This is a genomic window from Ruegeria sp. CK1 (assembly GCF_056536545.1).
This window is the reverse complement of the sequence record NZ_JBQFPX010000015.1, coordinates 1-14,666: the sequence shown is the minus strand read 5'-3', so window position 1 is coordinate 14,666 and position 14,666 is coordinate 1. Positions and strand designations below refer to the sequence as shown.

Here is a 14,666-nt window from a genome sequence, read left to right as displayed (position 1 = left end):
AATGGCGGGCAAGTCTGACTAATACAAATATGGGAGGTGTATTTAGTGTTGCTGGAATACATCCTATCTTTCGGCGTCCTGCTGGCCCTGGGCCTGGTCGCTTTCTTCGTGGTGAAATGGTGGAATTTGCGCTGCGTTGGCGTAACGCCCGTCCATCTGTTCACGTTTATCGCGATCCTGTTCACATCAGGTTTGGATGTCGGCCTGATCATGTTTCCGCTGACCGAATTCGGTGGCTACGCCGAAGACCCGGCCTATTCTTTTGCCAACCCATTGGCGATCGAATTCGGCTTTTGGGGTTTTTTGATCTGGGCGTTCTACTTCCTGACAGCCTTCTACTTCTGCGTGATCGAACCGCGCGTGAAATTCTTTGAGATCCCGTTGGTCAAACTGATCAACAACGTAGTGATCATCGGCACCTGTGCGTTCACCGCCAGCCTGTTCCTGATCTACTTGCCTGGCTACCTGCCAGAGGTCGGAGACGGCGAGTCCGTGGTCACCACCTTCTACATCATCGTATTCGTGGTCATTCTGGCAGCCGCCTATTCCTCGACCGACCTGAAATACGTGCGCATCCTGTCGGTGGGCTCGACCTTCCTGTTCCTGGCGTTGATCATCGGCATGTGGGCTGCGGCGGGCATGGGCTGGACCGGATTTGCTGAAACCAGCAGCAATATCGGTGCCTATTTCGCGAACATCCACAAGTTCGTGCTGCCGCTGACCGACTACCATGCATTCTACCTGTTCTGGTGGTTCGCATGGTCGATCATGATCGGCCAGTTCACCTCGCGTTTTGTTGGTGGTCTGACCACTTGGCAGCTGCTGGCGGCGCTGCTGATCTTCCCGTCGATCCCACTGGCGATCTGGTTCACCGTTCTCTACTACTACCATCTGAACGGCATCAGCACCGCGGGCATTACCAACATCGCAATGGTGATCGTGGGCGTGACCTTTGTGATCAACTCGCTGGACTCGCTAATCCGTCTGTATACCGACAACCTGAACCTGACGGTCGAGCGCTTCGGCAAGGCAATCTACGTCGCCGGCAACGTCGCACTGCTGTTCATCCTGACCCTGCTGTTCCAGAGCCAGTGGTTGCAGATTCAGTGGATTGGTGCCGTGGTTGTTGGTCTATACTTGGCTTGCGTAGTCTATATCCTGGTCACAAAACGCAATGAGGTACTCAGCATCGACTCGATGCCTGAAGATCGCGATCTGGACTTTCACAAGGTCGAAACGGTTCACTGATTTAGTACTAAAAAACAATAACTTGGGCGCCCAAAGTGGCGCCCTTTTTCGTGGCGTGAGTTTTAAGTTCCTATCAAGGAAATTCTGTTCTTCGTGGCAGATCAAACCCTCAATTGGCGGCATTAATAAAGCGTTAAGGGGCTGTTCTAATTAGATTTAACACGTTTCATTAAAATACAGGCAGGGCGTGTGGCGATCATATTCGCTTAGTAATTTGAAATTCGAAATGGATGCGAAATCAACTGATATCGCGATCCTTCAACAAAACGCCTGAGTAAATAACGAGTGTACAATTTAGAGGAACTGAAATTATGAAGCCCACAAAGGCACCAAATCCTTCGGAAAAAGCGAAAGCCAAGCTTGCTGAGCTTGAGCTTGAATTCGAATTCCCTGAAATCGACATCCCTGACGGTGGCGGTCAACCCGAATTGCCCATTGTGGCCCCTTCACCGGATGCTCCGACGTTTCCGGATCTGACGTTGCCTGATGTTGCAATGGCAGACGTTGATATTCCGTGGGCCCAGCTACCCTCGGATATCTTTGACCTAGGCTAAGCCAACAGAACAATTTTGCCCAAAATCAGTGTCAGTAAAACTCGCGCATTCAGGTCTAAAAACCTTGATTTTGGGCATCAAGCTTCTGAAGCAATGAAAAAGGGCCCCCGAAAGGCGGCCCTTGATCATATCGAAGTGAAGGCTGAAATCAGCCGTTCACGCTGTCCTTCAGCGCCTTGGCGATGGTCATCTTGACCACCTTGTCGGCTTCTTTCTTGAACTGCTCGCCGGTGGCGGGGTTGCGCACCATGCGCTCGGGGCGTTCGCGGCAGTAGATTTTGCCAACGCCGGGCAGGGTTACTGCGCCGCCAGCCGAAACTTCGCGGGTGATCAGGCCGGTTACGGCCTCCAGCGCAGCGTTCGCGGCTTTTTTGTCGGTTCCCATTTCCTCAGCGAGAGCAGCAACCAGCTGAGTTTTAGTCATAGGCTTTGCCATTTCTTGGTCTCCTTAACGTGCCCGATAAATTGGGCCTCACCGCGTAACTGTAACGGGATATTGTGGCCGAACACAACGAATAGTAGCGCCGAAAACCCTAAAAATAGGGGGATTTCGTTGCTTTTTTGCTTCAGAGGAAGGCCGTTTCGTCAAACGAACGCAATTTCCGGCTGTGCAGGCGCTCTAATGGCATACCGCGCAAACGCTCCATCGCGCGTATTCCGATCGCCAAATGTCGGCTGACCTGAGTTGTATAGAACGCCGAAGCCATACCAGGAAGCTTTAATTCGCCGTGCAGCGGTTTGTCTGAGACACACAGCAAAGTGCCATACGGTACACGGAAGCGATAGCCATTTGCCGCAATCGTTGCGCTTTCCATATCCAAAGCGATTGCGCGGGATTGGCTTAGGCGTTGGACCGGGCCGGACTGGTCGCGCAGTTCCCAGTTCCGGTTATCGACCGAAGCAACCGTGCCGGTGCGCATAACCCGCTTAAGCTCATATCCTTCCAACTCGGTCACTTCGGCCACGGCGCGTTCCAGGGCCACTTGAATCTCGGCCAACGGCGGGATCGGAACCCAGACAGGCAGGTCGTCATCCAATACCTTGTCTTCGCGCAAATAGGCATGGGCCAGCACGAAATCTCCCAGCGCCTGAGTGTTCCGCAATCCGGCACAATGCCCGACCATCAACCAGGCATGGGGGCGTAGCACCGCGATATGGTCAGTGGCAGTTTTGGCGTTTGATGGACCCACCCCGATATTGACCAAGGTGATCCCAGACCCATCTCCACGTTTCAGGTGATAGGTCGGCATTTGCGGCAGCTTCAGCGGTTGTTCCAGTACCCCTTCTGCTTCGGTGATCTGCGCATTTCCCGTTGAGACAAAGCTGGTATAGCCGCTGCTGGGGTCGGCCAATTGTTCCCGCGCATAGTTTTCAAACTCGGACACATAGAACTGGTAGTTGGTGAACAACACATGATTCTGGAAATGGTTGGGATCGGTCGCTGTGTAATGCGAAAGCCGCGCAAGTGAGTAATCGACACGCTGAGCTGTGAACAAGGCAAGCGGGCCGGCTTCATCCTCGGGGTCGTGCACACCGTTGACAATGTCGTCGTTTGTCGTGGTCAAGTCGGGTACGTCGAACACATCGCGCAAAGTAAATCCAGCGGCGCCCTGATGAGGGACCACCAGATCAGGGTTGTTCGCCACTGCAAAATGAACGGGTATCGGAGTATCGGAGGCACCGATTGTCACGGGTTGGTCGTGGTTCTTGATCAACAAAGCGATTTGTTGCGTCAGGTACGATCGGAACAGGTCTGGTCTCGTGACCGTGGTCACATGAGTGCCGGGTTCTGAAACGTGACCAAAGCTGAGACGACTGTCGACTTGGGCGTAGGACGTGGTTTTGATGCGAATTTCCGGGTAATAGGCTCTGAATCGCTCAGTCGGAGCGCCTCCGTCCATTGCCTTGGCGAAGCTGTCACACAGGAACTTGGTGGCTTGTTCATACAGCTCTTCCAAACGCGCGACCGCAGCAGCGGGATCGGTGAATTTTTCAGGCGTTGGGACGTCGGGTGTTCGGATAATCGTCATGCAAGTGGTTCCAAAAGGTCGATCTTTTCAAATGTTCGCACGTCTACGAGGCCCAGGTCGGAAATCCGCAATTCGGGGATCACGACCAAAGCCAGTAGCGAGTGCTGCATATAAGCGTTGTTCAGCTGACAACCGCAGGCCTGCATTGCTTCGACCATGTTTTCTGCCTTTGCTGCAACTTCGGTCGCGGGGCTGTCAGACATCAATCCAGCGATTGGCAGTTCCACCAGCGCCAACTCTTCACCATCACGAAAAATGGTGATGCCTCCACCGACCTCGGCCAAGCGGTTGGCAGCCAGCGCCATCTGGGCGCGGTCTGTGCCCACCACGATCATGTGGTGGCTGTCATGTGCGACGGTCGAAGCCATGGCCATTTTGCCTTGATATCCAAAGCCCGAGACAAAGGCGTTCGTGACACCTCCTGTCGCGCGGTGCCGTTCGACCAGAGCGATTTGGCAGACGTCGCCTTCACCCTCAACCAATCCGCCGATAATCGGTAGCTCAGCCTTCAGCGCTTTGGTCGGTGCCTGGTTTTCGACTACGCCAATGACATTGGCCTGCACTCGGTTGGCGCCAGCGGGCGCTTTTATTTCGAAATCCGCGTCGGTCAGGGTGTGGCCCAGATGAACGGTATTGCGCGCTGTATCAGGCCAGTTCAAATGTGGGCAATCCACGGTGATGGCGCCATTCTCGGCCACTATCTGTCCACGCGCGATAACCACATCAATGGGCAGCTCCTTTAGGTCCGAACTGAGGATGATGTCCGCCCGCCGCCCCGGTGTGATCGAGCCGATTTCGCGCTCCAACCCGAAATGAGAGGCTGTGTTGATCGTCGCCATCTGTAAAGCCACCAACGGGTCACAACCACAGGCAATTGCATGGCGCACCACACGGTTCATATGCCCGTCATTGACCAGCGTGCCAGAATGGCAGTCGTCTGTGCACAAGATGAAGTTGCGCGGATCAAGCCCCTTTTCGGTGACGGCAGTAATCTGGCTTTCCACGTCATACCAAGCCGATCCCATGCGCATCATCGAGCGCATCCCCTGCCGAACGCGGGCAATCGCGTCAGCTTCGCACGTGCCTTCATGATCATCCGCCGGGCCTCCGGCTACGTAAGCCGCAAAATCAGACCCTAAATCGGGCGAAGCATAGTGCCCGCCAACGGTTTTTCCTGCTCGTTGTGTTGCGGCTATTTCCGCCAGCATTTTGGGGTCGCCATGAATCACACCAGGGAAATTCATCATTTCGCCCAACCCGATGATACCGGGCCAACTCATCGCCTCTGTCACGTCCTCAGGAGTGATCTCGTAGCCTGTCGTTTCCAAACCGGGGGCGGATGGCGCACAGGACGGCATCTGGGTGAAAATGTTCACCGGTTGCATCAACGCTTCGTCATGCATCATCCGCACACCGTCCAACCCCAATACGTTCGCAATCTCATGCGGATCGGTGAACATCGAGGTGGTTCCATGAGGAATTACTGCGCGGGCGAATTCGGCTGGCGTTAACATGCCCGATTCGATGTGCATATGGGCGTCGCACAGACCTGGAAGCATGTAGCGGCCTTGTGCCTCGATGATGTGCGTGTCCGGACCAATGCAATGCGATGCGTCCTGCCCTACAAACGCTACTCGCCCTGCAACAATGGCGACGTCATGATCCGGCAGGGTTTCGCGGCTGTGCACGTTTACCCAGATGCCACCGCGAATGAACATATCGGCAGCCTCGCGCCCTGCGGCAACAGCAATCAATTTAGGGGCGACATCGGGCCAACTTGGGAAGGGTGTGTATTCCATGATTCAACTTTCCCGAATGCCGGGAAAGGTTCAACCCCCACCGCACAGCTATCATGAAACCGTCACGAAATGCGTCAGCGCTACCCGGTCCAATTATTGAAATGTTGCGCATTGTTCATGACGACAGGTGGTAGCGTCCCAATCAGCGCAGCCTGTCTGTTTCCATCTCGCGCCGGATCCAGTCTGCAAAGGCCAATGCCCCCGGGGTTTGTTCGGCTTGTGGAGACAGCAATAAGTAATACGCCTCAGGCATTACTGCTCGGTGTGAAAAGGGTGCCACCAAACGGCCCTGTTCAATCAGGCGGCTTGCAATTGTGTCGTGTGTCAAGCACAGCCCCCCACCCGCCATCGCGACAGACAAGCTGAACAGATAGGTGGTGGAATAGGTAATCGCCGGATTATCCCACATTAGAGCCTGATCTTCTGCCCAATTCGCCCAGTTGGACAATAGGTTCGAACAATCAAATAGTGGGTGTTCTTGCAACGTATCCAGCGTCACCTGATAGCCCGGTGCGCAGACTGGGTAGTAGTGATCTGTGCGCAACAATTCTGTCCGCACGGTATCCGATGGCCTTAGCGAATACCGGATTTCCACCGCGGCACCCTCCGCCATTTCCCGCGGCTCCCACAATTCGGTGAAGATGTTCAGTTGAACCTCGGGGTGGGCGGCCCGGAACTGCGGTAACCGTGGGGCCAGCCAGTTCACTGCGAACGTGATGTTACTTTGCACTTGAACCGCATTTTGCTGTGCACCCGTTACAGCTTGTGTGCCGCGCACCAGTGTTCGAAACGCTTCGCGTACCACAGGTAAATAGGTGATGCCTGCCTCGGTCAGTTCTAGGGCGCGCGGTCGGCGTAGAAACAGAGGCTGGCCCAGATAACCCTCCAGCGATTTGATCTGCTGGCTGACCGCGCTTTGCGTCATATTCAGATCGCGAGCTGCACCTGTGAAAGACAGGTGGCGTGCCGCTGCCTCGAATGTGCGTAGCCAGCCTAGTGGTGGAAGTGATTTCTGCATGTGCATAACTCTGCCATTAGTTCAACTAATGGAATAGTTGCGAATTTTTCGTTGGTCAATTTTTCGCAATAGGGGCACGATTTTCTCAAGCTTAAGCCACCAGAACCGGAGCCTGCGATGACCGTAACTAACTTGCGTCCCAATATTGACCATTGGGCAGAACGCGTGGATCTTGCCGCCACGTTCCGTTGGACTGAGCGGCTGAATATGCATGAGGCTGTCGCCAATCACTTCAGCCTTGCGGTGAATGAGGACGGAACACAGTTCCTTATGAACCCTAACCAAATGCATTTCGCGCGCATCAAAGCATCAAATCTATTGCTGCTGGATGCCAATGACTCTGATGTCATGTCCCAGCCCGGCGCGCCGGATCCGACCGCTTGGGGATTGCACGGTTCGATCCATCGAAACTGTTCCCATGCTCGGTGCGTAATGCACGTGCATTCGATTTTTGCCACCGTTCTGGCATCGTTGGTTGATAGTACATTGCCACCGATCGATCAGAACACAGCCACTTTCTACAACCGATATGTTGTGGATGACGAATTTGGCGGACTTGCTTTTGAAAGCGAGGGCGAACGCTGTGCCTCTATGCTGTCGGATCCGAAGAAGAAGGTGATGATCATGGGAAATCACGGCGTTTTGGTGATCGGCAGTGACCCGGCGGACACTTTCAATCGGCTTTATTATTTCGAACGTGCAGCCGAAACCTACATTCGTGCGCTGCAAACCGGCCAGCCTCTGCGCGTTTTGTCAGATGAGATCGCTGAAAAAACCGCTCAAGAACTGGATGACTATCCCGGCCAAGGGGATGCGCACCTGCGCGAGATCAAAGCTCTGCTGGATGCCGAAGGCTCCGACTACGCCACATAGAGGTTGTTGCCATGACTGACGCCACTCAGGACCCCGAAGCCACCCGCTGGCACTATCACCCCGAAGGACCGGTGGGATTGAACCCTTTGTTCAAATGGCCTCCGCGACCTGCCGAGGTGTTGAAGTGGTACAGTGGCGCGTGGCTGCAAGTCACTTCGCTGACCCTTTGCCTGGTGTTGGCATTGACAGCCTACGTGTTCTTTTTCCCTTCATTAGAGACAATGCGGAGCTTTTCGCCCGGCTGGATGTTCCGCATCTGGTTGCTGAACATGGTGCCTCAGATTCTTGTCGCGGGTGGCCTGCATTGGTGGCTTTACATGCGGAAAGGGCAGGGCATGTACAAGAAGTTCGACCGCCGCGATCTGACTCGCAACAATGGCAACTTCACTTTCCGAAACCAGGTTTGGGACAATATCTGGTGGACGTTGGGCAGCGCGATGACCGTGGCCACCGTTTATCAATGGATCATTTATTGGGCGATGGCGAATGGATATGTTCCCACGGTTACTTGGGCCAGTGCACCGGTTTGGTGTGTTGTATGGATGGCGTTCATACCAATGTGGTCCGGCCTGCATTTCTATTGGGTGCACCGGCTAGAGCATCACCCGAAGCTCTATAAACATGTCCACGCGGTGCATCATCGAAACGTCAATATCGGACCTTGGTCGGGGATTTCGAATCACTGGTACGAAAACCTGCTGTACTTCACCACCTACTTCATCCACCTGATTGTTCCGTCTCATCCGCTGCACGTGCTGTTTCATACCTATTTTCAGCAAATTAGCCCTGTGCTGTCGCATTCCGGGTTTGAAAAGTTAAAAGCCCGAGACACGGACGCTGCCCGAGCCGGGGACTTCTTTCACCAGCTGCATCACCGGTATTTCGAGTGCAACTATGGCACCTCTGAAATCCCCTTCGACAAATGGTTTGGCACCTATCACGACGGTTCGGCCGAGGCGACGACGCGGACACGGGCCTTCAAAAAGCAGATGTATACCTGAGGTCAGGCCCGCTCGAACAAGGCGATCAACGCGGTATCATCCTTGTTGGGGCCGGCGGCAAGGTCACCATAGATGCGCACCTCGGGCAGGGTCAGGTTTAGAATCTGGCCCTGCGCCATTTTGTGCAAGGTTTCGGCAAAACCCAGTTTTTCATAGTGCTTTGCGTTGATTGACAAGGCAAATTGCGCGCCAGGGCGGGCAATACGCAAGAGTGAGGGCAAAGCCTCTGGACCGAGATGACCATGAGTGAATGTGCCCGAGGATACAATGCCAGCGTAGCTGTCAGGCGGGACCGGGATGCCTTGGTTCAGATCAGCTTCGATAGCGTCGCGGTAGATATCCTTGAGCATGGCCTGGTCAAGCATCTCGGGGCTGATATCGGTGGCGTCGATCGGCCCCACGCCCAGCCCTGCCAGAACCGCGCCACATAGACCCGTACCTGCGCCCACATCCAGAACCGGGCCTTGCCCACCCGCAGAGACAAAGGCCCGCGCGGTGTGAATGTGCAGTTGGTAATCCTCAAGCGCGGCAAAACTCTCGTCATAGTCACCGGCCCATTCAGCATAAAGGCGTTTGTGCTCTTCTGGTGACCCAAGGGCATATGCGGCGTGAAGGTTGGGTGTTTTCTCACTCATGCTTAAAAGAAAGGCGCATTGAGGGATTCGAATCAAGTATTGCAGTGCAGATGCTTGCATCCGTCGGCTTTGCGGATCATCTAAGTCATCATGACAGGTACTCTCTTTTCGTTTGGCCATGGATATTCGGCGCAGGCCTTGTCTCGGTTGTTGGAGCCACAAGGTTGGAGCATCCGCGGCACCACCCGCGATCCCGCCCAATCCAGCACGATCCGTGCCTCGGGTGCCGATCCTTTAGTCTGGCCGGGGCAAACCCCAGATTTAGAGGGGGTAACGCATTTGCTGGTCTCGACGGCACCCAAGGTGGATGGCGATCCGGTATTGGCGGCGTTGAAAGACGAAATCACAGAGCGTGCCGCGCAATTCAAATGGGTAGGGTATTTGTCGACGACTGCGGTCTATGGCGACCATCAGGGCGGCTGGGTCGATGAAACCACACCACCTGCGCCCAGGGCTGACCGGGGCAGGTGGCGGGTGAACGCCGAGCAGCAATGGATGAACATTCCCGGACTGCCCATTCATATCTTTCGACTGGCCGGTATCTATGGGCCTGGGCGCGGTCCGTTTTCCAAGCTCAAACGCGTCGGAATGCGGCGGATCATTAAACCTGGCCAGGTGTTTTCACGCATTCATGTCACAGATATCGCACAGGTTCTGGCCGCTTCGATGGCTGCCCCAAACCCCGGCGCCATTTACAATGTCTGCGATGATGAACCTGTACCGCCGCAAGACGTGATTTCATATGCTGCTGAACTTCAAGGTCTTCCCCTGCCGCCCGCGGTGCCGTTTGATGAAGCAGACCTGACTCCAATGGCCCGAAGTTTCTACAATGAAAACAAGCGGGTCAGGAATAACCTCATCAAGGATGAGCTGGGTGTGGAACTTGTTTATCCGAACTACCGGGTGGGGTTAGAGGCCCTGATGAAAGACAGCTAACATTCATCGAGCCGCGGCCTTGATCAAGTCGGCGGCTTTCTCAGCAATCATGATCGTTGGTGCGTTTGTGTTTCCGGAAACCAGCGTCGGCATGACTGAGGCATCGACAACCCTTAGCCCTTCGATTCCACGTACGCGTAATTCCGGGTCAACCACTGCCATATCGTCCACACCCATTTTACAGGTCCCAACCGGGTGGTAGATCGTGTCGGCGCGCGATCTGATATGTTGTTCCCAATCGGCGTCTGTCTTGGCAGTGTCGGTTCCGAACAACTCTTTGTGCCGGTATTTTTCTAGCGCTGGGGCCTGAAGGATATCACGCATCATGCGGGCACCTTTGATCATCGTTTCCAGATCACGCTCATCGGACAAGAAGGCCGGGTCAATGGCAGGCGGCGCAAATGGATTTTTGCTGTTCAGGCCAACCGTACCACGGCTTTCTGGGCGCAGTTTACAGACATGGCAGCTGAACCCATGGCCGTAGTGTAACTTGCGTGCATGGTCATCGACGATAGAAATGACAAAATGCAGTTGGATATCGGGGCGATCCAGATCGTTGGACGTTTTGAGGAAACCGGCACCTTCGGCAAAGGGCGTGGCCGCCATCGACACTCCGGTATTGCGCCAGCGCCAGAGGTGGCGCAAAAGGTTGACCGAGGCCATCGCGCCGATACCGAAGTTATCCGTATCCTTAGTTTTATAAGACAGGATGAAATCCAAGTGGTCTTGCAGGTTCTTACCGACCCCTGGCAGGTCATGGCGCACGGCAATGCCGTGACCAGCAAGCTCGTCACCCGCTCCGATCCCGGATAATTGAAGCAATTGCGGAGACATGAACGCCCCGGCGCAGACCAGCACTTCTTGCTTGACCGAGACCGTGATGTCGTCCCCTTTGCCCTTTCTCTTATAGATCACGCCCGTTGCACGCTTGCCGTCAAAAGTCAGTTCCTTGGCGTGGGCATGGGTGATCACCGTCAGGTTTGGGCGATTCATCACCGGAAAGACATAGGCGGCTGCAGCTGAACAACGCTCGCCATTACGGGCAGGGTCATGGAACTGCGTCACCTGATAAAGGCCGACACCTTCGTTGTCGCCGCGGTTAAAGTCATGTGTACGGCGATGTTGCATCTGCTCGGCGGCTTCGATGAAGGCGTGCGTAATGGGCCGCGGTTCTTTCTGGTGTGAAACCTGAAGCGGCCCGCTATCTCCGTGCATGTCATCTGCACCATCTTCATTGTTTTCGGACCGTTTGAAATAGGGCAGCACGTCGTCCCATCCCCAACCGGTGCAGCCCAGATCAGCCCAACCGTCATAGTCCTGACGTTGCCCACGCACATAGAGCATTGCGTTGATCGCGCTGGATCCACCCAGCGCCTTGCCACGAGGTTGATAACCCCGTCGTCCGTTAAGTCCTAGTTGGGGGGCCGTTTCAAATGCCCAGTTATTGATTTTTGGTCGACCGGGCAGCGCGGCCACCACTGCTGCGGGCATTCTTACCAGAAGACTGTCGCCCCGTCCCCCGGCCTCAAGCAGGCAAACGCTTTTACTGGGGTCCTCAGTCAAGCGGTTGGCCAGAACCGAGCCCGCAGACCCGCCGCCAACAATGACGTAGTCGTATTCCATTCTGCTCCCTTCAACGCCTGGCTTTGCGTTGCCGGCATTCCCTCACGGGTGACAGAGTGGATGAGCGGTTGAAAAAAACAATCGCTGCAAACGCAGTATGACCCAAGGTTATTTTGGAACACGGTTGCATTTAAGAGGATGCACTGGAGAACCATGAAGTAATCATAATCTTAAGCTATAGCAATCATCATTAAACAAAACTTTTTTGCATGGTTGTGATTTGATACTTCTAGCAATGACAAGACAGAAGAGTCGCCGATACCCCTTTGCAAGAAAGACGCGCCCCATGGCGCGCTTTTGGTAGGGGTAAAAGTGTCATCTAGGTTTGTTCTTGATCGACCAAATTTAAACCGCGCGAACCTGCCGAAAAGTTAGCCAGGATTGGAGATCGATATGGACGGAAGTGATAACCCCAAAACGGGCGGATGCCCTGTGATGCACGGTGCTGGAACCCGGTCGAACCGGGATTGGTGGCCAAATCAGCTAAACCTGTCGATTCTGCACCAAAATACGCCTGCGTCGAATCCATTAGGTGCAGATTTCAATTACGCTGACGAGTTCAAGAAGCTCGACATGAAGGCGCTTAAGGAAGATCTTTATGCGCTGATGACGGATTCTCAGGACTGGTGGCCCGCGGATTACGGGCATTATGGCGGTCTGTTCATTCGCATGGCTTGGCACAGCGCCGGAACGTACCGGACGGCGGATGGTCGCGGCGGTGCCTCAACCGGCAACCAACGCTTTGCGCCGTTGAACAGCTGGCCGGACAACGGGAACCTCGACAAGGCGCGTCGTCTGCTTTGGCCAATCAAGCAGAAATACGGCAACCAGATTTCCTGGGCAGACCTGATCATTTTGGCAGGCAATTGCGCCATAGAATCCATGGGCGGCAAGACCTTTGGTTTCGCCGGTGGCCGCGAGGACATCTGGGCACCCGAAGAAGACATCTATTGGGGGTCGGAAACCGAGTGGTTGGCGCCGACGGAAAACCCCAACAGCCGCTACTCGGGCGAGCGTGATCTGGAAAACCCACTGGCTGCTGTGCAGATGGGCCTGATCTATGTGAATCCCGAAGGCCCAGATGGTGAACCGAACGCTCTGGCGTCGGGTCGGGACATTCGCGACACTTTTGGCCGGATGGCGATGAATGACGAAGAAACCGTCGCTCTGGTCGCTGGCGGCCACACCTTTGGTAAAGCGCATGGTGCCGGCGATCCAAATTTGGTTGGACCGGAACCCGAAGCGGCCCCGATTGAGGAAATGGGCCTTGGCTGGATCAATAAGTTCGGCTCGGGCGTGGGTGACGATACCACCACCTCAGGCATCGAAGGCGCATGGACCGCGAACCCGATCAAATGGGACAATGGCTATTTCGACCTGCTGTTGGGGTATGAGTGGAACCTGACCAAAAGCCCTGCGGGCGCGTGGATCTGGGAACCGATCGGTGTGAAAGAAGAGGATATGGCCCCAGCGGCGGGCGATCCTTCGAAGAAGGTCAAAACCATGATGACCACCGCCGACATGGCGATGCGCATGGACCCCATCTATGGCCCGATCTCGAAACGATTCCACGAGAACCCGGATGAGTTCGCAGATGCCTTCGCCCGTGCATGGTTCAAGCTGACCCATCGCGATATGGGTCCGCGCTCGAACTATATCGGTGAGGAAGCACCGACCGAGGAACTGCTGTGGCAGGACAATGTTCCCGCTGTCGACCACGATCTGGTCAACGACGCAGACGTGGCCGACCTGAAGGCCAAGATCACAGCGACTGGCCTGTCAGTGTCCGAGTTGGTCTCGACTGCTTGGGCATCGGCCTCGACCTTCAGAGGATCGGACAAGCGTGGCGGTGCCAATGGCGCTCGTATCCGTCTTGCGCCTCAGAAAGACTGGGATGTGAACGAGCCGATGAAGCTGTCCAAAGCGTTGGACGCGCTGGAGGGCGTTCAGAAGGCATTTAACGATGCGCAATCGGGCAACAAGAAAGTGTCTTTGGCCGATGTCATCGTTCTGGCCGGTGCGGCTGGTGTCGAACAGGCTGCAAAGGCAGCTGGCGTCGATGTCGAAGTCCCGTTCACCCCTGGCCGCACAGACGCCTCTCAGGATCAAACGGACGTTGACAGCTTTGCAATGCTGGAACCGGTCGCTGATGGTTTCCGCAACTATCAAAGAACCGAATATTCAGTTTCACCCGAGGAATTGCTGGTCGACCGGGCGCAACTGTTGACCCTTTCTGCACCCGAGATGACAGTTTTGGTCGGTGGTTTGCGTGTGCTGGGTGCGAATTTCGGCGATACGCAACATGGCGTGTTCACACATCGCGTCGGGACGCTGAGCAACGACTTCTTCACCAACCTGTTGGACATGGGAACTGAATGGAAACCCGCGGGTAGCGGGATTTACGAAGGCCGCGACCGCGCCAGCGGTGAGGTCAAGTGGACGGGTACCCGTGTCGATCTGGTCTTCGGCTCGAATTCGCAGCTGCGGGCGCTGGCTGAAGTTTATGGTCAGGCCGATGCCGAGGGCAAATTTGTCTGCGACTTTGTCTCGGCCTGGAACAAGGTAATGAATGCGGACCGTTTTGATCTGAAGTAAACCTTCGACCGATGTTGAGAACTCGCCGCCCGCAAAGACTCGGGCGGCGTTTTCTTTGGCGTGAGTGTGACATGCATACCAAGCATTGGGTACGATTCCACTGAAAGGCCGCCACACCCTTAGTTTCTAGGGATGCTTCGGCGGGTTGACGCGGGAAATATAAACCTAACCTGTTGTTTTCATTAACATGGGTAAGTTTATGCCGAGAAATGTGAAGTTTTTTCAAAATGGGGGTTGCAGGTCCCAGGCCTAATCCGTAAATACCCCTTCACCGGCGCTGCTGAGGCGCTTGGGACGCTGCGGAAGCGGCGGTGACGCTCAGGATAGACTGGGGGCATCTGAGGTTAGGGTTTA

The 14,666-nt window shown here is 55.1% G+C and carries 12 protein-coding genes; 6 read left to right on the top strand and 6 right to left on the bottom strand.

Going from position 1 to position 14,666, the window contains the following annotated elements; all coding sequences use genetic code 11:
- Nucleotides 1-51: 51 nt before the first annotated feature.
- Nucleotides 52-1,248 carry a BCCT family transporter gene (locus ACR0L3_RS20115; protein WP_480747595.1) on the top strand — a complete coding sequence of 399 codons (1,197 nt, stop codon included), beginning with the start codon at nt 52-54 and terminating at the stop codon, nt 1,246-1,248.
- Nucleotides 1,249-1,559: 311 nt separating this feature from the next.
- Nucleotides 1,560-1,802: a hypothetical protein gene (locus tag ACR0L3_RS20110; RefSeq protein ID WP_480747569.1), complete on the top strand. Its 243-nt coding sequence runs from the start codon at nt 1,560-1,562 to the stop codon at nt 1,800-1,802.
- Between the two features lie 148 nt (nt 1,803-1,950).
- On the opposite strand, the gene ACR0L3_RS20105 is transcribed toward ACR0L3_RS20110, so the two are convergent.
- The 4 genes from ACR0L3_RS20105 to ACR0L3_RS20090 all read right to left on the bottom strand — a co-directional run bounded on the left by ACR0L3_RS20105 (nt 1,951) and on the right by ACR0L3_RS20090 (nt 6,649).
- Nucleotides 1,951-2,238: an HU family DNA-binding protein gene (locus ACR0L3_RS20105; protein ID WP_170349467.1), complete on the bottom strand. Its 288-nt coding sequence runs from the start codon at nt 2,236-2,238 to the stop codon at nt 1,951-1,953.
- Nucleotides 2,239-2,368: 130 nt separating this feature from the next.
- A complete protein-coding gene (locus tag ACR0L3_RS20100) occupies nt 2,369-3,832 on the bottom strand; it encodes an AMP nucleosidase (RefSeq protein WP_480747567.1) in 1,464 nt (487 codons plus the stop codon).
- The gene (ade, locus tag ACR0L3_RS20095) at nt 3,829-5,631 is read right to left on the bottom strand and encodes an adenine deaminase (RefSeq protein ID WP_480747566.1); all 1,803 of its coding nucleotides are present in this window, start codon (nt 5,629-5,631) and stop codon (nt 3,829-3,831) included. The genes ACR0L3_RS20100 and ade overlap by 4 nt, the downstream gene beginning before the upstream one ends.
- A 142-nt stretch (nt 5,632-5,773) precedes the next feature.
- Nucleotides 5,774-6,649: a LysR family transcriptional regulator gene (locus ACR0L3_RS20090; protein WP_480747565.1), complete on the bottom strand. Its 876-nt coding sequence runs from the start codon at nt 6,647-6,649 to the stop codon at nt 5,774-5,776.
- Between the two features lie 117 nt (nt 6,650-6,766).
- On the opposite strand from ACR0L3_RS20090, the gene ACR0L3_RS20085 reads away from it, so the two are divergent.
- Both ACR0L3_RS20085 and ACR0L3_RS20080 read left to right on the top strand, forming a co-directional pair.
- Nucleotides 6,767-7,522 (top strand): class II aldolase and adducin N-terminal domain-containing protein, encoded by a 756-nt coding sequence (locus ACR0L3_RS20085; protein ID WP_480747564.1) that lies wholly within the window; start codon nt 6,767-6,769, stop codon nt 7,520-7,522.
- A gap of 11 nt (nt 7,523-7,533) precedes the next feature.
- Nucleotides 7,534-8,523 carry a sterol desaturase family protein gene (locus ACR0L3_RS20080; RefSeq protein ID WP_480747563.1) on the top strand — a complete coding sequence of 330 codons (990 nt, stop codon included), beginning with the start codon at nt 7,534-7,536 and terminating at the stop codon, nt 8,521-8,523.
- A gap of 2 nt (nt 8,524-8,525) precedes the next feature.
- On the opposite strand, the gene ACR0L3_RS20075 is transcribed toward ACR0L3_RS20080, so the two are convergent.
- On the bottom strand, nt 8,526-9,158 hold the full coding sequence (locus ACR0L3_RS20075; RefSeq protein WP_480747562.1) for a class I SAM-dependent DNA methyltransferase: 633 nt from the start codon (nt 9,156-9,158) through the stop codon (nt 8,526-8,528).
- A 90-nt stretch (nt 9,159-9,248) separates the two neighbouring features.
- On the opposite strand from ACR0L3_RS20075, the gene ACR0L3_RS20070 reads away from it, so the two are divergent.
- The gene (locus ACR0L3_RS20070) at nt 9,249-10,094 is read left to right on the top strand and encodes an SDR family oxidoreductase (protein ID WP_480747561.1); all 846 of its coding nucleotides are present in this window, start codon (nt 9,249-9,251) and stop codon (nt 10,092-10,094) included.
- A 3-nt stretch (nt 10,095-10,097) separates the two neighbouring features.
- On the opposite strand, the gene ACR0L3_RS20065 is transcribed toward ACR0L3_RS20070, so the two are convergent.
- Nucleotides 10,098-11,717: a GMC family oxidoreductase gene (locus tag ACR0L3_RS20065; protein ID WP_480747560.1), complete on the bottom strand. Its 1,620-nt coding sequence runs from the start codon at nt 11,715-11,717 to the stop codon at nt 10,098-10,100.
- 393 nt (nt 11,718-12,110) lie between these two features.
- Between ACR0L3_RS20065 and katG the strand changes: the two genes are divergently transcribed.
- Nucleotides 12,111-14,312: a catalase/peroxidase HPI gene (katG, locus tag ACR0L3_RS20060; protein ID WP_480747559.1), complete on the top strand. Its 2,202-nt coding sequence runs from the start codon at nt 12,111-12,113 to the stop codon at nt 14,310-14,312.
- Nucleotides 14,313-14,666 lie beyond the last annotated feature (354 nt).